A 22,982-nucleotide genomic window follows, 5' to 3' on the forward strand; every position below is an offset into this window, starting at 1 on the left:
AAGCCGGACACGCCCGGTGGGGACCGGCCGTCGTGGCCGGATCGCGACTCCGGGCATACTGTGCACCGCAACTGACGCGTCCATGACGGCCGTTCGACGGCCGGGCCGGGCGCGGCACGTCTTCACAGGGGGACTTCACCACATGCGTTCCGTACGACTCATACCCGCCGCCCTCGGCGTGGTGACGGCGCTCGCGCTGACCGTCACCGGCTGCGGGCCCACCGAGACGCCCGCCGCGGACAAGCCGGCCGGCGGGGCGAGCAGCTCCGCGCCGGCCACCGGGGGGTCCGACGCCGGCGACGCCGCGGGCGACCTCGCCGGGGACCTGGCCGACAAGCTGAAGAAGCACGGCGTGGACATCGAGAAGTGGAAGGGCGGCGAGTGGAAGAACTGGGACACCGGCACCTGGCTGCGTGAGGCCGAGGACTTCGTCAACCCGGTCATCGAGGGCCTGTGGGACCAGACCCGCATGCAGTCCGCGCAGAGCCCGGAGCAGACGATCACCGCGCAGGCCGGGACCTCCGGCTCCGACCCGGTGCCGCGGCCGGTGACGGCGCAGCGCGAGAAGACGCCGTACCACCGCAACGCCGCCCCCGTGGGCAAGATCTTCTTCGACTCGCCGCAGGGCTCGATGGTCTGCTCGGGCACGGTCGTGAAGGACCCGCGCCGCCCCGGCAGGTCCAACCTGGTCTGGACGGCCGGCCACTGCGTGCACGCCGGCCAGCGCGGCGGCTGGTACCGCAACATCGCCTTCGTGCCGTCCTTCAACGACCTGGGCAAGACCCCGGCCGCGCTGCGCAACGCGAAGCCGCACGAGGTCTACCCGTACGGGCAGTACTGGGCGGACTGGGTGGCGACCTCCGGCGAGTGGATCCAGCGCGGCGGCACCAACCAGGCGTGGCCGTACGACTACGCGATCCTGCACGTGAAGCCCGAGCGCGGCTCGAAGTCGCTGGAGGAGACCGTCGGCGCGGCGCTGCCGGTCGACTTCTCCGCCCCGGCTCCGGCGCGGGCCGGGACGGTGGGTGCCTGGGGCTACCCGCAGGCCGCCCCGTACAACGGCGTGATCATGCACAAGTGCCTGTCCGGGGCCTCCCGGCTGACCACCGCGCCGGCGACCCCGGTGATGTACCGGATCGGCTGCACGATGACGGCGGGCTCCTCGGGCGGCGGCTGGTTCCGGGTGCTGCCGAACGGCAGGACGGCGCTGGTGTCGAACACCTCGATCGGCCCGGCGGGCAGCCGGGGCTGGCTGGCCGGCCCGCAGCTCGGCCGGGGCGCCCAGTCCGCCTACGACCTGGTCAGCAAGAAGTTCGCCCGCTGACCCCGGGCCATCCGCACAGGGCTCCGGCCCCCGCCCCCGTCGAGGGGGCGGGGGCCGGAGCCCTGTCGTGCGGGGGTCGTCGCCCGGCTAGTGCGCGGCGGGGACGTACGGCGCGAGGAGCGCCGCCAGTTCCTCGTGCACCCGCGCCTTGACCAGGGTGCCCTCCGGGGTGTGCTCCTCGGAGAGCATCTCGCCCTCGGCGTGCACCCGGGAGACGAGACCGCCCTGCGTGTACGGCACGAGGACCTCGATCTCGACCTCCGGGCGCGGCAGCTCGCGGTCGATAAGGGCGAGCAGCTCCTCGATGCCCTCGCCCGAGCGGGCGGAGACGGCCATCGAGTGCTTCTCGACCCGCAGCAGGCGCGCGAGGACCATCGGGTCGGCCGCGTCCGCCTTGTTGACGATCACGATCTCCGGCACGTTCACCGCGCCGACGTCGCGGAAGACCTCGCGGACGGCGGCCAGTTGCTCCTCCGGGGCCGGGTGCGAGCCGTCCACCACGTGCAGGATGAGGTCGGCGTCGGCGACCTCCTCCATGGTGGAGCGGAACGCCTCGACCAGGTGGTGCGGCAGGTGCCGGACGAAGCCCACGGTGTCGGCGAGGGTGTAGATCCGGCCGGTGGGCGTCTCGGCCCGGCGGACGGTCGGATCCAGGGTGGCGAACAGCGCGTTCTCCACCAGGACGCCGGCGCCCGTGAGGCGGTTGAGCAGCGAGGACTTGCCCGCGTTGGTGTATCCGGCGATGGCGACCGACGGGACCTTGTTGCGGCGGCGCTCCTGCCGCTTGATGTCGCGGCCGGTCTTCATCTCCGCGATCTCCCGGCGCATCTTCGCCATCTTCTCGCGGATGCGGCGCCGGTCGGTCTCGATCTTGGTCTCACCGGGGCCTCGGGTGGCCATGCCGCCACCGCCGCCGCCACCCATCTGCCGGGAGAGCGACTGGCCCCAGCCGCGCAGGCGCGGCAGCATGTACTGCATCTGCGCGAGCGCGACCTGCGCCTTGCCCTCGCGGGACTTGGCGTGCTGGGCGAAGATGTCGAGGATCAGGGCGGTGCGGTCGACCACCTTGACCTTGACGACGTCTTCGAGGGCGATGAGCTGGCCGGGGCTGAGCTCGCCGTCGCAGACGACGGTGTCGGCGCCGGTCTCGACGACGATGTCCCGCAGCTCCTGGGCCTTGCCCGAGCCGATGAAGGTGGCCGGGTCCGGCTTGTCGCGGCGCTGGATGACGCCGTCGAGGACGAGGGCGCCGGCCGTCTCGGCGAGGGCGGCGAGCTCCGCGAGGGAGTTCTCCGCGTCCTGCACCGTGCCCGAGGTCCAGACGCCGACGAGGACGACGCGCTCCAGGCGGAGCTGTCGGTACTCGACCTCGGTGACGTCCTCGAGCTCGGTGGAGAGGCCCACGACGCGGCGCAGGGCCGCGCGCTCGGAACGGTCGAACTGCGCGCCGTCCCGGTCTCCGTCGATCTCGTGGCTCCAGGCGACGTCCTCTTCCATCAGGGCATCGGCCCGAAGGCTCTCGGTGCGGCGCGACTGCGCGAAGCTCTGCTCGTCCTGGGAAGGGGAAGAAGAGGAGGTCATTTGATCCTTACGTCGATGGAACGGTGGTGTCGGTACAACGTGTGCGGGCGGCGGAAGATTCCCCGTCCGGCAGCGGCGCCGACGGGAAAATGGTGACACGCCCCGGCACGGCCCGTCACCCCGGTTTTCCGGGCCGGGGCGGAAGCGCGGTCCAGTCGGGGTGGCCGGGCATCGGCGGCGTCTTCGCGCCGTACAGCCAGCCGTCGAAGAAGGCGCCGAGGTCGCGGCCGGAGACCCGCTCGGCCAGGGCCGTGAAGTCGGCGGTGGCGGCGGTGGAGTCGCGGTGGTCGAGGACCCAGCGGCGCTCCAGGCGCACGAAGGCGTCGGCGCCGATCTCCTGCCGGAGGGCGTAGAGGACGAGGGCGGAGCCGTCGTAGACGACGGGCCGGAAGAGGCTGATCTTGTGGCCGGGCGCGGGCGGGCGGGGTGCGGCGGGCGGGCCGCCGTCGGCGCGCCAGCCGTCGGAGGCGGCGTACGCGGCCTTCATGCGCCGTTCCAGGGTCCTGCCGGCGGTCTCCTCGGCGTACAGCGCCTCGTACCAGGTGGCGTGTCCCTCGTTGAGCCAGAGGTCCGACCAGGCGCGCGGGGAGACGCTGTCGCCGAACCACTGGTGGGCGAGTTCGTGGACCATGACGGAGTCCACATACCACTGGGGGAAGCGGGTGTCGGTGAAGAGGCGCTTCTCGAAGAGGGAGAGGGTCTGGGTCTCCAGCTCGAAGCCGGTGGCGGCGTCGGCGACCAGCACGCCGTAGGTCTCGAAGGGGTACGGGCCGACCTTGCCCTCCATCCACCGCAGGTGGCCGGGGGTCCGGCGCAGCCACGGCTCCAGGGCCTCGCGGTCGGCGGCGGGGACCACGTCGCGGACGGGCAGGCCGTGCGGGCCGGGGCGGTGCAGGACGGCGGAGCGGCCGATGGAGACCTGGGCGAGTTCGGTGGCCATGGGGTGGCGGCCCCGGTAGGTCCAGGTGGTGGTGGCGCCGTGGTCGGCCCGGCGGACGGGCAGGCCGCCGGCGACGACGGTCAGCGCGCTGGGGGCGGTGATCCGGAAGGTGAAGAGGGCCTTGTCGGAGGGGTGGTCGTTGGCGGGGAAGACGCGGTGGGCGGCGTCGGCCTGGTTGGCCATGGCGAGGCCGTCGGTGGTGCGGACCCAGCCGCCGCTGTCGGCGGGGCCGCGCGGGTCGCTGGTGTGGCGGACGGTGACGGTGACGGGCTGCCCGGCGGTGAGGGGCTCCTCCGGGGTGATGACGAGGTCCTCGCCGGCGGCCTGGTGGGCGGCGGGCTCGCCGTCGACGGTGACGGAGGAGACCGTGCCGTGGGTGAAGTCGAGGTGGAGCCGGTCGAGGTCGGCGGTGACGAGGGCGCGGACACGGGTGACGGCGGTGAGCGGCTCGGTGTTCACGCCGGAGTAGGTGAGGTCGATGTCGTAGGCGAGGACGTCGTAGCCGGGGTTGCCGAGCTGCGGGAAGAGGGGGTCGCCGATGCCGAGCGGGGTCGGGGCGGGGAGGGCGGCGGCGACCAGTGCGGTGGAGGCGGCGGCCAGCGCGGCGGCGCGGAGCCGACGGCGGCGCCGGGTGGGCGGGGGTGCGGGCGGGGGTGCGGGGGCGGCGGGCCGGGGTGTGTGCGCCATGGGCCCCAGGGCTATCAGGGGTCCGGCCCGCGTCCGGGTGCGACGCGCGCGCCCGCCACCCGAAGGAGGTCGTCCGGGGGCGGGCCGGGGCGCCGGGTCAGCGGCGGTGGGTGCGGCCGACGTCGTAGACGCCGGGGACGTCGCGCATGGCGCGCATGAGGGCGGGGAGTCCGGCGGCGTCGGGGAGCTGGAGGGTGTACGTGTGCAGGACGCGCTGCTCGTTCGGCGGGGCGACGGTCGCGGAGACGACCTCGGCGCCCGCGGTGGCGATGGCCTCGGTGAGGTCGGCGAGGAGTCCGGGGCGGCCGAACGATTCGGCGACCAGGGTGACCCGGCAGCGGGCGGCGTCGCCCCAGCGGACGGGGACGGGCCTGCGGCCGCGCCGGTTCATGGCGTCGACGTCGGGACAGCTGGTGCGGTGGACGGTGACGGCGCCGCCGCGGACCCGGAAGCCGGTGATCTCGTCGGGCGGTACGGGGGTGCAGCAGCCCGCCGGGCGGACGGCGGCGGGCGGCTCGCCGTCGAGGTCGGCGTGGAGTTCGGCGCTGGAGCTGCGGTCGGCGGCGACGTTGAGCTGGGGGCGGGGGGCGGCGGGCCGCTCGGCGGCCTCGGGGTGGGCCTGGAGCCAGGCGGTGATGGCGATCCGGGCGGCGGGGGTGCGGGCGTGGTCGAGCCAGGCGCGGGAGGGGCCGGAGCCGGCGTCCTGGGCGAGGAGGAGCTGCACGGTGTCGCCGTCGGAGAGGGCGGTGCTCAGGGGGGCGAGGCGGCCGTTGACGCGGGCGCCGTGGCAGGCGTGGGCGGCCTCGCCGTGCTGGGCGTAGGCGGCGTCGACGCAGGTGGCGCCGGCGGGCAGGCCGAGGGTGCCGCCGTCGGCTCGGAAGACGGTGATCTCGCGGTCCTCGGCGAGGTCGGCGCGGAGCGAGCTCCAGAAGGTGTCGGCGTCGGGGACGGCCCGCTGCCAGTCGAGGAGGCGGGCGAGCCAGCCGGGCCGGGTGGGGTCGGCGCGCTCGGCGTCGTCGGCGGTGTCCGGGGCCTCGGGGGCCTGGGTGTGGGGGCTGCCGAGGGCGACGACGCCTGCCTCGGCGACCTTGTGCATGCGGTGGGTGCGGATGAGCACCTCGGCGACGGCCCCGTCGGGGGCGGCGATCGCGGTGTGCAGCGACTGGTAGAGGTTGAACTTGGGGGCCGCGATGAAGTCCTTGAACTCGGAGATCACCGGGGTGAAGCAGGTGTGCAGTTCGCCGAGGACGGCGTAGCAGTCGGCGTCCTCGGCGACGAGGACGAGGAGGCGGCCGAAGTCGCAGCCGCGCATCTCGCCGCGTTTGAGGTGGACGCGGTGGACGGAGACGAAGTGGCGGGGGCGGACGAGGACCTCGGCGGCGATCCCGGCCTCGCGGAGCACGGCGCCGACCCGGTCGGCGACGGCGGCGAGCTCGTCGGGGGAGCCGGTGCCGGCGGTGCCGGCGATGAGCGCCCGGGTGGTCTCGTACTCCTCGGGGTGGAGGATCGCGAAGACGAGGTCCTCCAGTTCGGTCTTGAGCGCCTGGACGCCGAGCCGCTCGGCGAGGGGGATGAGGACGTCGCGGGTGACCTTGGCGATCCGGGCCTGTTTCTCGGGCCGCATGACGCCGAGGGTGCGCATGTTGTGGAGCCGGTCGGCGAGCTTGATCGACATGACGCGGACGTCGTCGCCGGTGGCGACGAGCATCTTGCGGAAGGTCTCGGGTTCGGCGGCGGCGCCGTAGTCGATCTTCTCGACCTTGGTGACGCCGTCGACGAGGTAGGCGACCTCGGCGCCGAACTCGTGGTGCACCTGGTCGAGGGTCACGTCGGTGTCCTCGACGGTGTCGTGCAGGAGCGAGGCCGTCAGGGTGGTGGTCTCGGCGCCGAGTTCGGCGAGGATCAGGGTGACGGCGAGCGGGTGGGTGATGTACGGCTCGCCGCTCTTGCGGAACTGGCCCCGGTGCGAGGACTCGGCGAGGACGTAGGCCCGGCGGAGGACCGACAGGTCGGCCTCGGGATGGTGGGCCCGGTGCGCCTCGGCGACGTGGCTGATGGCGTCGGGCAGCCGGTCGCGGGAGGCGGGTCCGGCGGTGGCGCCGAGGAGCGCGGCGCGGCCGAGGCGGCGCAGGTCCAGGCGGGCGCGGGAGCGTCTGCGGGCGCCGGGGTCGGCGGTCGCGGCCTCGGCCGCGCTCAGGGGGTTCGTGGCCTCTGCGCTCATGGGGCACCTCCGGCGGGCGTCGACCGGCGGTGGACGGGCGGGCGGAGCCCGGGGGGCCGGTGCTTGATGTTACCGACCCCACCACGTGGCGCAGTCGCCCTCTCGCCCAGCGTGAATCGGATCACCCATTCGAGCGACAGGGCGGTCGTTGACCGTTTCGATTTCTTCGGGGTCTCGCCGGAAGTTTCTCAGGCCCCGGTTCCGGCGAGCCAGGCGGGGTCCAGTGTGCCCTCGGCGACGATGACGGCCGGGCCGGTCATCTCGATCTCGCCGTCGGGGTGCTCGGTGATGACGAGGGTGCCGCCGAGGACGTCGACGGTGTACGTGACGGGGGTGCCGGTCGCGGCGGGGTCGGCGCCGTCCCGGCGGGCGGTGGCGACGGCGACGGCGCAGGCGCCGGTGCCGCAGGAGCGGGTCTCGGCGGCGCCGCGCTCGTGGACCCGCATGGCGACGTGCCGGGGGCCCCGGTCCGCGACGAACTCGATGTTGACCCCGTCGGGGTAGACGGAGGCGGGCTCGTAGGGCGGCTCGTCGTGGAGGGTGCCGGCGTGGGCGAGGTCCTCGACGAAGGCGACCGCGTGGGGGTTGCCCATGTTGACGTTGCGCGCGGGCCAGCTGCGGCCGTCGACGGCGACGGTGACGCCGTCCTCGGAGAGGACCGCGCGGCCCATGGAGACGGTGACGGAGCCGTCCTTGTCGAGGTGGACGCGCTTGACGCCGCCCCGGGTGGCGACGGCGACCTCGCCGGCGGTGACGTGGCCGGCGTGCTCCAGGTAGCGGGCGAAGACCCGGACCCCGTTGCCGCACATCTCGGCGGTCGAGCCGTCGGCGTTGCGGTAGTCCATGAACCATTCGGCCTCGTCGGCCATGGCGCGGGCGTCGGGGTGGGCGGCGCTGCGGACGACGTGCAGCACGCCGTCGCCGCCGAGGCCGGCCCGGCGGTCGCAGAGCCGGGCGACGAGGGCGGCGGGCAGGTCGGTCTCGTTCTCCGCGTCGGGGAGGATCACGAAGTCGTTCTCGGTGCCGTGGCCCTTGAGGTACCGGAGCGGGGTGGTCTGCGTGCTGGTCACGAGATCAACTGTACGGTGCCGGGCCGGCGTCCGGCCGGGTTGTCCACAGGGCGGTCCGCCGGGTCCGCCGTACGGGCCAGCGGCCTGCGGGGCGGGGTCAGCGGAGCCGGGCGACGCGCCAGACCGCCAGGGCCACGAGGGCGGCGATCGTCGTCGCGTACAGCAGGAGCACCCGCCAGTCGGGGCGCTCGCCGGAGCCGCGCGCGGGCAGGCCCGGCCAGGTGTGGCCGACCCGGCGGGCGGCCATCATGCCCCAGCCGGCCGCGCAGAGGCTGATGAGCAGGCCGAGCATGGCGACGACCGCGCCGCCCTCGCCGGAGCCGAAGGCGAGCGGGAAGGCGAACATCAGGGAGCCGACGGCGGCGAGCCCCACGATCGGGGCGAGCTGCCAGATCCGCAGCCGGCGCTGCGGGCGCAGCTCGACCTCGACCTCGTCGGCGTCCACCTCGACGGCACTGCCCTCGGCGTCGTCGGGACCGTCGGGGGTCAGCCCCGGGGCGCTCCCCGGTGCCGCCTCGTGCTGTTCTCTGTCGCGAGGGCCGGCCTCCATCGCCACGCGCCCTCCCCACTCGGACTCCACTTGTCGATCGATGCTCGATGATGGCACGCTCACGACCGCCGAAATGACGGACAGTGCGTCCCGATGCCATCACGTGATCAGGCTGTAACCGCTCGTTCGACCAACGACAGCGCCTCCCGCGGGAGTTCCCCCCGGTGGTCGGCGGCCCCGCTGAGCCAGTGGACGCGCGGGTCGCGGCGGAACCACGAGTCCTGGCGGCGGGCGAAGCGCTTGGTGGCGCGCACGGTCTCGGCGCGCGCCTCCTCCTCGGTGCACTCCCCCGCGAGCGCCGCGAGCACCTGCTGGTAGCCGAGCGCGCGGGAGGCCGTGCGCCCCTCGCGCAGTCCGCGCGCCTCCAGGGCGCGCACCTCGTCCACGAGTCCGGCCTCCCACATGCGGTCCACGCGCGTGGTGATGCGCTCGTCGAGTTCGGGGCGGGCGACGTCGACGCCGATCTGGACGGTGTCGTAGACGGACTCGTGGCCGGGGAGGTTGGCGGTGAAGGGCTTGCCGGTGATCTCGATGACCTCCAGGGCGCGGACGATCCGGCGGCCGTTGCCGGGGAGGATCGCGGCCGCGGCGGCGGGGTCGGCGGCGGCGAGCCGGGCGTGCAGGACGCCGGAGCCGCGCTCCTCCAGCTCGGCCTCCAGGCGGGCCCTGACCCCGGGGTCGGTGCCGGGGAACTCCAGGGCGTCCACGGCGCCGCGCACGTACAGGCCGGAGCCGCCGACGAGGACCGGGGTGCGGCCCTCGGCGAGCAGCCGGTCGATCTCGGCGCGGGCGAGGCGCTGGTACTCGGCGACGCTGGCGGCCTCCGTCACGTCCCAGACGTCGAGGAGGTGGTGCGGCACCCCGCCGCGCTCCTCCGGGGTCAGTTTCGCGGTCCCGATGTCCATGCCCCGGTAGAGCTGCATCGAGTCGGCGTTGACGACCTCGCCGCCGAGCTGCCGGGCCAGGTGGACACCCAGGTCGGACTTTCCGGCCGCCGTGGGGCCGACGACGGCGATGACCCGCGGGGCGGGAGCTGCGCTTCTCACCCCACCAGTCTCCCAAACCTCCGGCGCGGCTCCGGCCGCCGTTCCCGGATCACGGGGTTCCCGCCGGGTAGGCTGGAAGGTGGTTCTGGGCGTTTTCACCGTGTTCCCACCGTGTTTCGCCGGAAGGACCGCAGGACCGCATCAAGGACGAGCACGTGGTCGGCGCCGCTCCGCGGCGGCCGCGACGACGGAGACGGAGGGGTGACCCATGGGTCTCATGGATTCGCTGAAGGCCAAGCTGGGCCCGGCCAAGGACAAGGTCGCGGACCTCGCGCAGCAGCACGGGGACAAGATCGACCAGGGTCTGGACAAGGCCGCGAAGGTGGTCGACGAGAAGACCAAGGGCAAGTACAGCGGGCAGATCCAGTCCGGCACCGGCAAGGCCAAGGAGGCCATCGACCGGATCGGCAACAAGGACGGCGGCACGTCCGGCGGCCCGACCCCGCCGCCGGCGGCCTGACCACCCGGACCCGCCCTCGGCGGACGGCCGCGGAGCACCCGCTCCGCGGCCGTCCGCCGTTCACGCGCGGGCGCGCGCAGGAGCTTGACGGGGGTACGGCTCCGTGGAGGGCCGGACCGGCCCCCGCACGCGAGGGAGCCCGGGTCAGGACCAGACGGCGACCAGGTAGCCGACGCCGTAGGGGGCGCTCTCGTGGAGGAGGCGGCCGGAGAGGCCCGCGCCGTCCGCGGCGCCCGCGAGGACCTGCCAGGGGGCGCGGCCGGCGGCCTTCAGCTCGTACGCCAGCTCCGCGTCGAGCGCGAGGACGCCGGGCACGTCGGCGGCGCCCAGGACCCGGGCCGCCTCCGCGTCGAAGGGCTCGGCCCGCTCGTCGAGGTAGCCGGGGGCCTTCACGGTCCGGCAGGCGCTGCCGTCGCCGAGGACGAGCAGGGCGACCCGGTCCGCCGATCCGGCCAGGCTCCGGCCGGTCTCCGCGCACTCTTCGGTGCCGGTGCGCTCGCCGACGCCGTACCCCTCGACGGGGACGCCGGTCCCGGCGGCGCGGGAGAGCAGCCAGGCGCCGACCGCGAGCGCGGCGGGCAGCGGACGCCCGCCGCCCTCCCCCTCGCCCAGGCGGACGGAGAGGTCCACGCCGAATCCGGCGAAGCCGCCGGACGAACCGGCCGGGAAGGCGCCCCGGCCGCCCTCGGGGGCGGGGGCGACGACGACGAGCCGGTCGGGCCGGGCTGCGGCGAGCACCCCGAGGGCGTCGGCGCAGTGCGTGCGCACGGCGTCCAGCTCGGGGGCTGCACCGCTCGCGACCTCGGGCACGAGCAGCGGCGGACAGGGGCACACGGCTGCGGCGACAAGCATGATCCGCAGCCTACTGCCCCGGGCCGGGGCGTGCGGTGGGGTTCGGGGCCGGTGCCCCGGACCCGGATGCCGGCCGGGTCAGTGGCCGACGCCGCAGGCCGGGGCGTCGGCGGCCGGGAGGGGGGCCGGGACGCCGATCTTCGGCAGGCCGAGGAGGACGCCGGCGGGCTTGGCGGCGGCCTCGGCCGTGCGCTTCTCCCAGGCGTCGCCCGCGCGGGTGCGGCGGACGGCGGTGGTGGGGCCCTCGGCGAGCAGGTGGTGCGGGGCGGCGTAGGTGATCTCGACGGTCACCACGTCGCCGGGGCGGACGTCCTCGTCGGGCTTGGTGAAGTGGACGAGGCGGTTGTCGGGGGCGCGGCCGGAGAGGCGGTGGGTGGTGCCGTCCTTGCGGCCCTCGCCCTCGGCGACCATGACCTCCAGGGTGCGGCCGACCTGCTTCTTGTTCTCGTCCCAGGAGATCTCCTCCTGGAGGGCGACGAGGCGCTCGTAGCGGGCCTGCACGACCTCCTTGGGGATCTGGCCGTCCATGGTGGCCGCCGGGGTGCCGGGGCGCTTGGAGTACTGGAAGGTGAAGGCGTTCGCGAAGCGGGCCTCGCGGACCACGTGCATGGTCTGCTCGAAGTCCTCCTCGGTCTCGCCGGGGAAGCCGACGATGATGTCGGTGGAGATGGCCGCGTGCGGGATCGCGGCGCGCACCTTCTCGATGATGCCGAGGAAGCGCTCCTGGCGGTACGAGCGGCGCATCGCCTTCAGGACGGTGTCCGAGCCGGACTGGAGCGGCATGTGGAGCTGCGGCATCACGTTCGGGGTCTCGGCCATGGCGGCGATGACGTCGTCGGTGAAGTCGCGCGGGTGCGGGGAGGTGAAGCGGACCCGCTCCAGGCCCTCGATCGAGCCGCACGCGCGCAGGAGCTTGGAGAACGCCTCGCGGTCGCCGAGGTCGGAGCCGTACGCGTTCACGTTCTGGCCGAGGAGGGTGATCTCGGAGACGCCCTCGGAGACGAGGGCCTCGATCTCGGCGAGGATGTCGCCGGGGCGGCGGTCCTCCTCCTTGCCGCGCAGGGCGGGGACGATGCAGAAGGTGCAGGTGTTGTTGCAGCCGACCGAGATGGAGACCCAGGCCGCGTACGCCGACTCGCGGCGGGTCGGCAGGGTGGACGGGAACGCCTCCAGCGACTCGGCGATCTCGACCTGCGCCTCCTCCTGGACGCGGGCGCGCTCCAGGAGGACCGGCAGCTTGCCGATGTTGTGGGTGCCGAAGACCACGTCCACCCAGGGGGCCCGCTTGACGATGGTGTCGCGGTCCTTCTGCGCCAGGCAGCCGCCGACGGCGATCTGCATGCCGGGGCGGGCGGTCTTCATGGGGGCGAGGTGGCCGAGGTTGCCGTACAGCTTGTTGTCGGCGTTCTCGCGGACCGCGCAGGTGTTGAAGACGACGACGTCGGCGCCGTCGGCGTCCTTGGGGGCGCGGACGTAGCCGGCCTCCTCCAGCAGACCGGAGAGCCGCTCGGAGTCGTGGACGTTCATCTGGCACCCGTAGGTGCGAATGTCGTAGGTCTTCGGTCCTTCGATGCCCACTGTGAGACTCCGGTCGCTGCTGCTGGTCATGCCTACAAGAGTATTCAAGAGTAGGCGCTCCCCGGCGGGCCTCCGGCCGCCCCCGGCGCCGGGCCGGTGCGGAACCGCCGGGCGCCGGACCGCCCCCGGTGTCCGGATGTGCCAGGGAATCGTCATTGCCGTCACGCGCCGGGCGGGCGAAGGTGGGGGCATGACCGAGACGACCTCCGCCGCCGCCCCCGGGACGCGCCCCGCGCACCGGGTCGTCGTCGCGGTCTTCCCCGACGTGGACCTGCTCGACGTCACCGGCCCGGCCGAGGTCTTCGCCCTGGCCGGCCGGGAGACCGGCGGCGCCGACCGCTACCGGGTGCGGCTGGCCGCGCCCGGCGGGGCCGGGGAGGTGCGGACCTCGGCCGGGGTGCGGCTGGTCGCGGACCTCGGCTTCGACGAGGTCGGGGCGGACGTCGACACCCTCCTGGTGCCGGGGGCGGTGTACCGCGACGGGAACGGCGACCTGGCGCCGAGGCTGGACCCGGAGGTGGTGGAGTGGGTGCGGGCGACCGCCCCGCACGCCCGCCGGGTGGCCTCGGTCTGCGTCGGCGCGCACGTCCTCGCGGCGGCCGGGCTCCTCGACGGGCGGACGGCGACGACCCACTGGTCGACGGCGGCCCGGCTGGCGGCGGACCACCCGGAGGTCACCGTCGACCCCGATCCGATCTTCGTACGGGCGGACCGGGGCCGGCTGTGGACCGGGGCCGGGATCAGCGCCTGCCTCGACCTGTCCCTCGCCCTGGTGGCGGAGGACCTGGGCGAGGAGACCGCGCTCGCGGTCGCCCGGCAGCTGGTCATGTACCTGAAGCGGCAGGGCGGCCAGAGCCAGTTCTCGGTGCCGCTGAGCCGTCCGGCGGCCGGCCGCCGGGACATCGACGAGCTGCGGCTGTGGATCGCCGACCACCTCGACGAGGAGCTTCCGGCGGAGCGGCTGGCCGCCCGGATGTGCCTGAGCGAGCGGCACTTCGCCCGGGTCTTCGCGCAGGAGACGGGGACCAGCCCCGCCGCCTATGTGGAGGCGGCCCGGATCGAGGTGGCCCGGCGGCACCTGGAGACCTCGGACGCGCCGCTCGCCGAGGTGGCGGCGCGGGCCGGGCTGGGCTCGGTGGAGACCCTGCACCGGGCGTTCCGGCGGCGGCTCGCCACCACCCCGGCCGCCTACCGGCGCCGCTTCCGCACCGGCTGACCTCCCTTTCTTTTCCTTCGTTCCCCTTCACTGTTCCCGCGGGCCGGGCGGCTGCGCCGTGCCCGCACACCCACGAAAGGTCCCGACCATGAGCGTCACCCCGTCCACCCCGCTGCGCGCCCTCTCCGGCCTCACTGACGAGCCGGCCCGCCTCGCGGACGCGGTCCTCGTCCTCATCGACCTCCAGAACACCTACCGTTCCGGCGTCATGGCGCTGGAGGGCGCCGAGGAGGCCGTCGCCGAGGCCGCGCGCCTGCTCGGCCTGGCCCGCGCCGCCGGTGCCCCGGTCGTCCACGTCCAGCACGACTCGGGCGAGGGCTCCCCGTACGACCTGACCGCCCCCGTCGGCGCGATCAGCGACGAGGTCGCCCCGGTGGCGGGCGAGCCGGTGGTCGTCAAGAACTACCCGAACGCCTTCCACGCCACCGACCTGGAGAAGGTCCTGACCGGCCTCGGCTTCGCGGCGGGCGGCGGCAAGGACCTGGTGCTCGCCGGGTTCATGACGCACATGTGCGTGAACTACACGGCCCAGGCCGCCTTCAACCTCGGCTACCGGCCCACCGTCGTCGCCGAGGCCACCGCGACCCGCTCGCTGACCGCCCCGGACGGGACGGTCGTGCCGGCCGCCGAGCTCAAGCGGGCGGCGCTGACCGGGCTCACCGACGTGTTCGCCGTGGTGGTCCCGACGGCGGCCGACCTGCGCGCCTGACCGGGCTCCTCAGCGGCTCCGCCCGGGGCCTCCGGTCAGGAGGGCGTGCAGGCGGAGCAGGGCGGCGTCGTCGCCGAAGCCGCCCGCCTTCACGACGACCGGCAGCCGGGGCGCGCCGGGCGGCCCGGCCAGGACGCCGCGCGCGATGCCCGGCTCGGGCTCGTCGTGGAGGTCGAGGCCGACCGCGCCGAGGGCGCGCAGCACGGCCTCGGCGGTCTCGCCGCCGGTGAGGACGAGGCCGTCGAAGGCCGGTCCTCCGGCGGCCAGGGCCGCCACCGAGGCGGCGAGGAGCCGGGTCGGCCCCGCCGGGTCCGCCCGCCGCTCGTGCGGCGTGTGCACGATCCGTACGGGGGTGTCGGCGGCCCGCAGCCGGGCGGCGACGGCCTCGGGGGGACCGTCGGCCGCGACGCTCACCGCGCCGGGCTCCCGCCCGATCAGGGCGAGCTGGCGGCGGGTCGCGGGGTTCGCGCTGCCCACCGCGAGCAGCGGGCGGACGGCGGTGGGCGGGGCGTCCGTCCCGCCGGTCCCGGGGGCGGCCGGTGCGGGGTGGCGGCGGGCGAGGGCGGCCGCCAGGCCCGGGGAGCCGACCCACAGGACGGCGCCGGGGTCGGGCACGGCGGCGACGATCCGGTCCAGCTCCTCGTCGGTGGCGGCCGAGCAGACGAAGAGGCCGCCGTCCGGGAGCAGGGCGGAAAGCCCGGCCCGGACGTCCGGGCCGACGAGGACGGCCTCCGGGAGGATCCCGGCGAGGTCGGCGGTACGGACCGGATGCGCCGGGTCGCGGGCGAACTCGCTCTCGTCGGCCCGCGTCCCGCGCACGTACTGGACGCCTAGGCGGGTGGTGCGGCCCTCCGCCGGGAAGGCGGGGGCGATCACGACGGAGCGGCGGCCCGAGCCCTCCCGGGCGGCTCTGATCTCGGCGGCGACGTGCCCCCGGAGCGTCGAGTCGACCGTCTTGAGCAGCAGTCCGGCCCCGGCCAGGGCCCGCGCCGCCTCCCGCGTGCGCAGGACGGCCCCGGCCTCGTCCAGGAGCCGGCTGCCGAGGTCCACGGCCAGGACGTCCGCCGCCCGGCCGTGCCCGGTGAGCGGGGTGCCGGAGAGCAGCACCCGGGCCGGACGGCCGGCCCGGCGGAACGGCGCCGCCCCGTCACCCGCGCTGGTCAGGTCGTCCGCGAGGACGGCGACGGCGGGCGGCGGGTCGGGCGGGGCGACGGCGGACCGGGCGGGACGCATCGGCGGCTTCCTCGGAACTCGGGGCCGTACCGGAGGCGTACGGCGGGACGGGGCGGCGGGCACCACCCTCGCTCCCGACGCGCCCGCGCGTCCAGGATCCGGAATCCGGGATCTTGGATCTTGGATCTTGGATCTTGGATCTTGGATCTTGGATCCGGGATCTGGATTTTGGATCCAAGATCCAGGTGGGGCCGAGGGGGCCGCCCCCCGGTGCGGCCGGGCGGCCGGGAGCCGGGTCCGGTGGTCGTCGGGGCTCGGGCGCGGGTGGGCGCGGGCTGTCTCGTGGACATGCGGTGACTCCCTCGGGACGGGGGCGAGTCGGGCGCCCGGCGGGGGCCAGGGGCGGGCAGGGGGAACTGCCCTCAAGATCACCGGGCGCCTTCCGACGCTAACCGGGCGGGCCCCGCCGTCCCGGCAGGACACACGGCGCGGGCCGCCCGCCGGCCCCGGCTCACCGCTTCGGCGGAGCGCTGACCGCCCCGTGCGCCGCCACGGCGGTACGGCCTCCGGTGCCGGGCGCCGTACCGCCGTGGTGTTTCCCCGGCTCGTCCCCGTTCCCCGGGGTCCCGCGCGGTCCTTCGGGGCGCCCGGCCGGAGTGGTGTCGCTCACGTCCGGCGCGGGGGCCGCCGGTGGGGGGGCGGGGGCCGGGGAGGGCGCGGGCGGCGGCCCTGGTCAGGAGCGGACGCCACCTGGCAGGATCGCGGGCATGTCCGCCCCGCCCGCCCGTGCCGCCCGCCGTCGCGTCCTCACGCTCGCGACCGTGCTGGCCGTGGTCTGCGGGACGCTGCTGTGGTGGCTCGCGCCGTTCGGGCCCGCGACGCCCAGCGGTTCGATCACGTTCAGCACGGGTGTCCGCACCGGCGTCTACCAGCGGTACGGCGTGCTGCTGCGCCAGGCCATGGCCAAGGACCTCCCGAAGGTCTCCGTCACCCTCACGGACAGCGAGGGCTCCCAGCAGAACCTGGCCCGGGTCGCCTCCGGCGAGGCCGATCTGACGATCGCGACCGCCGACGCCGTGGCGCAGTACATCCGGGACCGCCGCCCCGGTTTCGAGCGGCTGCGCGGCTGCGCCCGGCTCTACGACGACTACGTGCAGCTGGTCGTGCGCAGGGGGGCGCGGGTGCGGACGGTGGCGGACCTGCGCGGGCTGCGGGTCGGCGTCGGCCAGGACGGCTCCGGGGTGCGGCTGATCGCGGACCGGGTCCTCGCGGCGGCCGGGATCACCCCGTCCCGGGACGTGACCGCGGTGCCGGTGGGTATCGACTCGATGCCCGAGATGCTGGAGAACGGCACCCTGGACGCCTTCTTCTGGTCCGGCGGGCTGCCGACCCAGGCCGTGCAGACGCTGTCGGAGCGGACCCCGATCCGGCTGGTGCCGATGGATCCGACGCTGGTGCAGGCGCTGCGGGACGTGGGCGAGTCGACCCGCCACTACCGCTCGGCGATGATCCCGGCCGACGCCTACGCGGCCGCGCAGTACGGGCAGCCGGTGGAGACGCTGGCGGTGGCGAACCTGCTGGTGACGACGGCCGAGGCCGATCCCGCGCTGGTGGAGGGCTTCACCCGGTCGGTGATCGGCAGCCGGGACCGGATCGGCGGCCAGGTGCACCCGGCGCAGCTGGTGGACCTGCGGACGGCCGTGTACACGGAGCCGCTCGCCCTGCACGAGGGCGCCCGCCGCTACTACCGCTCGGTCAAGCCCTGAGCGGTGCGGGACCGGCGCCGTCGTCGGCCGGGGCGTGCCGCGGCACGCGGACCGTCACGCGCAGTCCGTGCGGCTCGTTCCGGGCGAAGGCGATGCCGCCGCCGCCCGCGGTGAGCAGGACGCGGGCGATGGAGAGGCCGAGTCCGGAGCCCCGGACGTTCTGGTGCCGGCCCGAGCGCCAGAAGCGGTCGCCGACGCGGGCGAGCTCCTCCTCGGTGAGGCCGGGGCCGAGGTCGGCGACGCGGACCTCGACGGCGTCCCGCACCGGGCGGACCTCGACGGTCACCCGCTCGCCCTCGGGGGTGAACTTCAGCGCGTTGTCGATCACCGCGTCGAGGGCGCTGGAGAGGGCCACCGGGTCCGCCCAGCCGGTCACCGCCCCGCACTCCCCCGTCAGGACGACGCCCTTCTCGTCGGCGACCGGCCGCCAGGAGGCGATCCGCTCGGCGGCGAGGGCGCCGACGTCGGTGAGCCGCAGGTCGGCGGCGGCGTGCTCGGCGAGGGCCAGGTCGAGGAGGTCGTCGAGGACCTGGGCGAGCCGCTTGCCCTCGGTGCGCACGGAGGCGATCTCCGCGTTCCCCTCGGGGAGTTCGAGGGCGAGGAGCTCGATCCGGAGCAGGAGGGCGGCCAGCGGGTTGCGGAGCTGGTGGGAGGCGTCGGCGACGAACGCCCGCTGCTGTTCGAGGGATTCCTCGACGTGGTCGGCCATCTCGTTGAACGAGCGGGCCAGGCGGCGCAGTTCGGGCGGCCCGCCGGAGACGACGACGCGGGACTTCATCCGGCCGGTGGCGATGTCGTGGGTGGCGGAGTCGAGCACCCGTACCGGCCGCAGCACCCAGCCGGTGAGGCGTACGGCGGCGGCGACGGCGAGCAGCATGGCGGCGGCCTCGCCGGCGAAGATGACCAGCCAGCCGTGCAGGATGCGGGAGCGCAGAGCGCCGGTGGGCGAGTCGGTGACGACGACGGCGATGACGTCGCCGTCGCGGACGACCGGGGAGGCGACGACCAGGCGGGCGTGCGGGTCCCAGGGCCAGACCTGTGGCGGGTCGTGGCTGCGGCGGCCGAGCAGGGCCTCGTTGAAGGCGCGGCGGCCCTCCCCCTCGTAGGGGACGACCCAGTCCTCGGGGGCGGCGGCCATGGCCCGGTTGTCGCGGTAGAAGATGCCGGCCCGGATGTCGTAGACGTCGTGGTAGCTGTCGATCTCGCCGCGGAGCGCGGTGCGGCGCTCGTCGCCGGCGGCGGTGAGGTCGCCGACGAACTGGGCGAGGGCGGCGAAGCGGGCGGAGTCGTCGAGGCGGTCGACGACGACCCGCTGCTGTTCGGCGGCGGCGAGGCTGGCGGCGAGCGGGAAGCCGAGGGCGAGCAGGACCCCGGCCATGAGGACGATGAGGAGGGGGAGGAGACGGGTGCGCACGGGCGGGACGGCCGGGGGTTACGCGGCGGGTGCGACCAGGCGGTAGCCGACGCCCCGCACGGTCTCGATCAGGGCGGGCATCCGCAGCTTGGAGCGGAGCGAGGCCACGTGCACCTCCAGGGTGCGCCCGGTCCCCTCCCAACTGGTCTGCCAGACCTCGCTGATGATCTGCTCGCGGCGGAAGACGACGCCGGGCCGCTGGGCGAGGAGGGCGAGGAGGTCGAACTCCTTGCGGGTGAGGGCGACGGGTTCGCCCCCGACGCTGACCCGCCGGGTGGGGAGTTCGACGGCGACGGCGCCGAGGCTGAGGACGGCGCCGTCGGCGGAGCCCGTACCGGCGGGGGCGTCGTCGGCGGGGCCGGTGGTGCGCCGGGAGACGGCGTGGATGCGGGCGAGCAGCTCGCCGGGGTCGTAGGGCTTGACGACGTAGTCGTCGGCGCCGAGGTTGAGCCCGTGGATGCGGGAGCGGACGTCGCTGCGGGCGGTCACCATGATGATCGGCGTGGTGGTGAGCTTCCGGACGCGGGCGCAGACCTGGTAGCCGTCCTGGTCGGGCAGGCCGAGGTCGAGGAGGATCACCCCGTACGAGGGCCGGTCGCCCTGCGCGGTGGGCAGGACGGCCTGGAGGGCCTCCTCGCCGTTGCGGGCGTGGGTGACGGCGAAGCCGTGCTTGGCGAGGATGGCGGAGAGGGCCGCGGCGACGTGGTCGTCGTCCTCGACGAGCAGCAGTCGCATGGTCTTCTCCTCTCGTTCGCCGCACGTGCACCGGTTCGGGCATGAACGCCCATGAACGCCCACGGGTGAGGTCGCAGTCAAGTGCCCCTGGGCGGAGCGCGGGCTTCCGTTACTGAGCCGGTACGGCTCCGGGGGCCGCCCTCACGGTGGGTGGCCGTGCGTGGCCCTATCGTTATCCTCAATTTCCGCTCAGATGTGATGACGATCATCCGAACGTGTCTCTAGTGTCCTCCCAACCGAGGAGGACGGAGCAAGAGGCCGATGAGCGAAGTGTCAGCGTCCAAGGACCACGAGGACGCCCCCCGGTCCCAGGCGGACCTGGTCGTCCTGTCCGGAGTGAACAAGCACTTCGGCGCGCTGCACGTGCTGCAGGACATCGATCTCACGATCGGCCGTGGTGAAGTCGTCGTCGTCATCGGGCCCTCCGGGTCCGGCAAGTCGACGCTGTGCCGCACGATCAACCGCCTGGAGACCATCGACGAGGGCACGATCACGATCGACGGGAAGCCGCTGCCCGCGGAGGGCAGGGAACTGGCCCGGCTGCGGTCGGACGTCGGCATGGTCTTCCAGTCCTTCAACCTTTTCGCGCACAAGACGGTGCTCGAAAACGTGATGCTGGGTCAGATCAAGGTCCGGCGGACGGAGAAGAAGGCCGCGGAGACCAAGGCCCGCGCCCTGCTGGAGCGGGTGGGCGTGGCCGCGCAGGCCGAGAAGTACCCGGCGCAGCTCTCCGGCGGCCAGCAGCAGCGCGTGGCGATCGCCCGCGCGCTGGCGATGGGCCCGAAGGTGATGCTGTTCGACGAGCCCACCTCCGCGCTGGACCCCGAGATGATCAACGAGGTCCTGGAGGTCATGCAGCAGCTGGCCCGCGAGGGCATGACGATGGTCGTGGTGACGCACGAGATGGGCTTCGCCCGCTCGGCGGCCGACCGGGTCGTCTTCATGGCCGACGGCCGGATCATCGAGCAGGCCACCCCGGAGGAGTTCTTCAGCAACCCGCGCAGCGACCGGGCCAAGGACTTCCTCTCCAAGATCCTTCACCACTGAGCGGGTCGACGACCCAGTCTTCGCAACTCACGCCTAACCAAGGGACGTTCACCATGAAGCTTCGCAACGCCTCCGCGGCCGCCGCGGCCGCCGTCGTCCTCGCCCTGACCGCCACCGCCTGCGGCACCGGCACGGACTCCGGCAGCAACGGCGACAAGATCACCATCGGCATCAAGTTCGACCAGCCGGGTCTCGGCCTGAAGACCCCGGACGGCGCCTACACGGGCTTCGACGTCGACGTCGCCAAGTACGTGGCCAAGGAGCTGGGCTTCTCCGAGGACAAGATCAACTGGAAGCAGGCCCCCTCGGCCGAGCGCGAGAACCTCATCAAGAACGGCGACGTGAAGTTCGTCGTCGCGAGCTACTCGATCAACGAGAAGCGCCTGAAGGAGGTCGACTTCGCCGGTCCGTACTTCCTGACCCACCAGGACCTGCTGGTCCGCGCCGACGACGCCACGATCACCAAGGTCGAGGACCTCAACTCCAAGAAGCTCTGTTCGGTGACCGGCTCGACGTCCGCGCAGAACGTCAAGGACAAGCTGGCCCCGAAGGCCGACCTCCAGCAGCTCGGCGGCTACTCCGAGTGCCTCACCGGCCTGGAGAACAAGCGCGTCGACGCCCTCACCACCGACGCCTCCATCCTCGCGGGCTACGCCTCGCAGAAGGAGCACCAGGGCAAGTTCAAGCTCGCGGGCCTCTCCATGAGCGACGAGAACTACGGCATCGGCATCAAGAAGGGCGACTCCGAGCTCAAGGGCAAGATCAACAAGGCCCTGGAGAAGATGGTGTCCGACGGCACCTGGGACAAGCTCGTCCAGCAGAACTTCGGCCCGTCCGGCTACAAGAACGAGCCCGCGCCGAAGATCGCGAACTGACCAACCTCCCGCGCGGGCCTCGGTGGAGCCCCAACCCACCCCCGCCCGCGACCGGGCCGTGACGGCCGCCGCCTCCGTACGGTGGCGGCCGTCCGCCCGCCCTCCGGCCGCCGCGCACGCACCGGCCGGACGTCCGACCGACCGACCACCAGGGGAGAGCGCGGGGCATCGTGTTCGACTTTCTTGATTCCGGGCAGTACGACCTGCTCGGTGCCTTCTGGGTGACGGCACAGCTCGCCCTCTACTCGGCGATCGGCTCGCTGGTCTGGGGCACCGTCCTGACCGCCATGCGGGTCAGCCCGGTCCCTCTGATGCGCGGCTTCGGCACCGCGTACGTCAACGTCGTCCGCAACACTCCGCTGACGGTCGTCATCGTGGCCTGCTCCTTCGTCCTGGACCAGACCCTCGCCATCACCCTCGGCGGTGAGGACTTCAAGGAGACCGGGTTCCGGCTGGCCGTGCTCGGCCTCACCGCGTACACCGGCACCTTCGTCTGCGAGGCGCTGCGCTCGGGCATCAACACGGTCCCGGCCGGCCAGGCCGAGGCGGCCCGCGCGCTCGGCATGAGCTTCACGCAGGTGCTCACGGCGATCGTGCTGCCGCAGGCGTTCCGCGCGGCGGTCACCCCGCTCGCCAACGTGATCATCGCCCTCACCAAGAACACCACGGTGGCGGCGGCGATCGGCGCCGCCGAGGCGGCCCTGCTGATGCGGGAGATGATCGAGAACGAGGCCCAGGCCCTCTTCACGGTCTTCGCCCTCTTCGCCTTCGGCTTCATAGTCCTCACCCTCCCCACCGGCCTGATCCTGGGCTGGGCGGCCAAGCGACTGGCGGTGAAGCGATGAGCTCCGTCCTCTACGACGTCCCCGGCCCCAAGGCCCGACTCCGCAACGTCGTCTACACGATCGTCTTCCTCGCCGTCCTCGGCCTGGTGGCCTTCTGGGTGCTCTCCGCCCTGGCCGACAAGAACCAGCTCTCGGCCGACAAGTGGAGCCCGTTCGCCACCGACTCCCGGGTGTGGACGACCTACCTGCTGCCCGGTCTCGTCGAGACCCTGAAGGCCGCCGCCCTCTCCATCCTCATCGCGCTGCCGCTCGGCGCGGCCCTGGGCATCGGCCGGCTCTCCGACCACCGCTGGGTGCGGGTCCCGGTCGGCGCGGTCGTCGAGTTCTTCCGCGCCATCCCCGTGCTGCTGCTGATGATGTTCTCCAGCGCCGTCTACGCGGCCTACACGCCCATCAGCTCCGACTTCCGCCCCCTGTACGCGGTCGTCACCGGCCTGGTGCTCTACAACGCCTCCGTCATCGCCGAGGTCGTCCGCGCCGGTGTCCTCTCGCTCCCCCGGGGCCAGGGCGACGCGGCCGTGGCGCTCGGCATGCGCAAGGGCCAGACCATGCTGTACGTGCTGCTGCCGCAGGCCGTCACGGTCATGCTGCCCGCCCTGGTCAGCCAGCTCGTCGTCATCGTGAAGGACACCGCGCTCGGCGGCGCCATGCTCGGCTTCGGCGAACTGCTCAGCCAGAACCGGCAGATCACCGCCAACTACGGCGCCAACACGATCGCCACCTTCACGGTCATCGCCCTGATCTACATCGTGATCAACGCGCTCCTCACCCGTCTCGCCGCCCTCCTGGAGAAGCGGCTGCGGCAGGGCCGCAAGTCCGCCGCGACGAAGACCGTCGTCGTCCCCGTGGTCGACGTCGGCAGCGCCTGACGCCCCGACGAGTTCCGGCCCCGT

The 22,982-nt window shown here is 74.1% G+C and carries 20 protein-coding genes; 9 read left to right on the plus strand and 11 right to left on the minus strand.

Going from position 1 to position 22,982, the window contains the following annotated elements; translation table 11 throughout:
* The first annotated feature begins 142 nt into the window (after nt 1-142).
* On the plus strand, nt 143-1,324 hold the full coding sequence (locus IE219_RS24970) for a trypsin-like serine peptidase (protein ID WP_189981351.1): 1,182 nt from the start codon (nt 143-145) through the stop codon (nt 1,322-1,324).
* A gap of 87 nt (nt 1,325-1,411) precedes the next feature.
* On the opposite strand, the gene hflX is transcribed toward IE219_RS24970, so the two are convergent.
* The 6 genes from hflX to miaA all read right to left on the minus strand — a co-directional run bounded on the left by hflX (nt 1,412) and on the right by miaA (nt 9,419).
* Entirely contained in the window at nt 1,412-2,905 is a 1,494-nt protein-coding gene (gene hflX / locus IE219_RS24975) for a GTPase HflX (protein ID WP_189981360.1), read from the minus strand.
* A gap of 115 nt (nt 2,906-3,020) precedes the next feature.
* Nucleotides 3,021-4,532: a M1 family metallopeptidase gene (locus IE219_RS24980; protein WP_189981378.1), complete on the minus strand. Its 1,512-nt coding sequence runs from the start codon at nt 4,530-4,532 to the stop codon at nt 3,021-3,023.
* Nucleotides 4,533-4,629: 97 nt separating this feature from the next.
* Nucleotides 4,630-6,753, minus strand: coding sequence for a RelA/SpoT family protein (locus IE219_RS24985; protein ID WP_189981380.1), 2,124 nt, complete (start codon nt 6,751-6,753; stop codon nt 4,630-4,632).
* 188 nt (nt 6,754-6,941) lie between these two features.
* On the minus strand, nt 6,942-7,823 hold the full coding sequence (gene dapF, locus IE219_RS24990; protein WP_189981382.1) for a diaminopimelate epimerase: 882 nt from the start codon (nt 7,821-7,823) through the stop codon (nt 6,942-6,944).
* A 97-nt stretch (nt 7,824-7,920) separates the two neighbouring features.
* Nucleotides 7,921-8,373 (minus strand): hypothetical protein, encoded by a 453-nt coding sequence (locus tag IE219_RS24995; protein ID WP_189981384.1) that lies wholly within the window; start codon nt 8,371-8,373, stop codon nt 7,921-7,923.
* Nucleotides 8,374-8,480: 107 nt separating this feature from the next.
* Nucleotides 8,481-9,419: a tRNA (adenosine(37)-N6)-dimethylallyltransferase MiaA gene (gene miaA, locus IE219_RS25000; RefSeq protein WP_189981387.1), complete on the minus strand. Its 939-nt coding sequence runs from the start codon at nt 9,417-9,419 to the stop codon at nt 8,481-8,483.
* Nucleotides 9,420-9,627: 208 nt separating this feature from the next.
* Between miaA and IE219_RS25005 the strand changes: the two genes are divergently transcribed.
* On the plus strand, nt 9,628-9,879 hold the full coding sequence (locus tag IE219_RS25005; protein ID WP_189981389.1) for an antitoxin: 252 nt from the start codon (nt 9,628-9,630) through the stop codon (nt 9,877-9,879).
* 144 nt (nt 9,880-10,023) lie between these two features.
* Here IE219_RS25005 and IE219_RS25010 read toward each other — a convergent pair whose 3' ends face one another.
* Together IE219_RS25010 and miaB are read right to left on the minus strand one after the other, a co-directional pair.
* A complete protein-coding gene (locus IE219_RS25010; RefSeq protein WP_189981391.1) occupies nt 10,024-10,731 on the minus strand; it encodes a class III extradiol dioxygenase subunit B-like domain-containing protein in 708 nt (235 codons plus the stop codon).
* A gap of 78 nt (nt 10,732-10,809) precedes the next feature.
* Nucleotides 10,810-12,339 carry a tRNA (N6-isopentenyl adenosine(37)-C2)-methylthiotransferase MiaB gene (gene miaB / locus IE219_RS25015; RefSeq protein WP_189981393.1) on the minus strand — a complete coding sequence of 510 codons (1,530 nt, stop codon included), beginning with the start codon at nt 12,337-12,339 and terminating at the stop codon, nt 10,810-10,812.
* A gap of 160 nt (nt 12,340-12,499) precedes the next feature.
* Here miaB and IE219_RS25020 point away from each other — a divergent pair, with 160 nt between their 5' ends.
* Both IE219_RS25020 and IE219_RS25025 read left to right on the plus strand, forming a co-directional pair.
* A complete protein-coding gene (locus IE219_RS25020; RefSeq protein WP_189981395.1) occupies nt 12,500-13,525 on the plus strand; it encodes a GlxA family transcriptional regulator in 1,026 nt (341 codons plus the stop codon).
* 88 nt (nt 13,526-13,613) lie between these two features.
* Entirely contained in the window at nt 13,614-14,234 is a 621-nt protein-coding gene (locus tag IE219_RS25025; RefSeq protein ID WP_189981397.1) for a cysteine hydrolase family protein, read from the plus strand.
* 9 nt (nt 14,235-14,243) lie between these two features.
* Here the strand turns inward: IE219_RS25025 and IE219_RS25030 are convergent, their stop codons facing one another.
* Nucleotides 14,244-15,467 carry a four-carbon acid sugar kinase family protein gene (locus tag IE219_RS25030; RefSeq protein WP_189981399.1) on the minus strand — a complete coding sequence of 408 codons (1,224 nt, stop codon included), beginning with the start codon at nt 15,465-15,467 and terminating at the stop codon, nt 14,244-14,246.
* 707 nt (nt 15,468-16,174) lie between these two features.
* On the opposite strand from IE219_RS25030, the gene IE219_RS25035 reads away from it, so the two are divergent.
* Nucleotides 16,175-17,173: a TAXI family TRAP transporter solute-binding subunit gene (locus IE219_RS25035; RefSeq protein ID WP_189981401.1), complete on the plus strand. Its 999-nt coding sequence runs from the start codon at nt 16,175-16,177 to the stop codon at nt 17,171-17,173.
* On the opposite strand, the gene IE219_RS25040 is transcribed toward IE219_RS25035, so the two are convergent.
* Both IE219_RS25040 and IE219_RS25045 read right to left on the minus strand, forming a co-directional pair.
* Nucleotides 17,163-18,587, minus strand: a complete 1,425-nt coding sequence (locus tag IE219_RS25040; protein WP_189981403.1) for a HAMP domain-containing sensor histidine kinase — start codon at nt 18,585-18,587, stop codon at nt 17,163-17,165. The genes IE219_RS25035 and IE219_RS25040 overlap by 11 nt on opposite strands.
* A gap of 18 nt (nt 18,588-18,605) precedes the next feature.
* Nucleotides 18,606-19,322, minus strand: a complete 717-nt coding sequence (locus IE219_RS25045; protein WP_189981405.1) for a response regulator transcription factor — start codon at nt 19,320-19,322, stop codon at nt 18,606-18,608.
* A 261-nt stretch (nt 19,323-19,583) separates the two neighbouring features.
* Here IE219_RS25045 and IE219_RS25050 point away from each other — a divergent pair, with 261 nt between their 5' ends.
* From IE219_RS25050 to IE219_RS25065, 4 genes are all read left to right on the plus strand, one after another.
* The gene (locus IE219_RS25050; RefSeq protein ID WP_189981406.1) at nt 19,584-20,369 is read left to right on the plus strand and encodes an amino acid ABC transporter ATP-binding protein; all 786 of its coding nucleotides are present in this window, start codon (nt 19,584-19,586) and stop codon (nt 20,367-20,369) included.
* A gap of 53 nt (nt 20,370-20,422) precedes the next feature.
* Complete coding sequence (locus IE219_RS25055; protein WP_189981408.1) at nt 20,423-21,244, plus strand: glutamate ABC transporter substrate-binding protein; 822 nt, start codon at nt 20,423-20,425, stop codon at nt 21,242-21,244.
* 170 nt (nt 21,245-21,414) lie between these two features.
* On the plus strand, nt 21,415-22,089 hold the full coding sequence (locus tag IE219_RS25060) for an amino acid ABC transporter permease (protein ID WP_189981410.1): 675 nt from the start codon (nt 21,415-21,417) through the stop codon (nt 22,087-22,089).
* Nucleotides 22,086-22,958 (plus strand): amino acid ABC transporter permease, encoded by an 873-nt coding sequence (locus IE219_RS25065; protein WP_189981412.1) that lies wholly within the window; start codon nt 22,086-22,088, stop codon nt 22,956-22,958. The genes IE219_RS25060 and IE219_RS25065 overlap by 4 nt, the downstream gene beginning before the upstream one ends.
* Nucleotides 22,959-22,982 lie beyond the last annotated feature (24 nt).

This window comes from Streptomyces termitum, assembly GCF_014650175.1.
GTDB classification, from domain to species: domain Bacteria; phylum Actinomycetota; class Actinomycetes; order Streptomycetales; family Streptomycetaceae; genus Streptomyces; species Streptomyces termitum.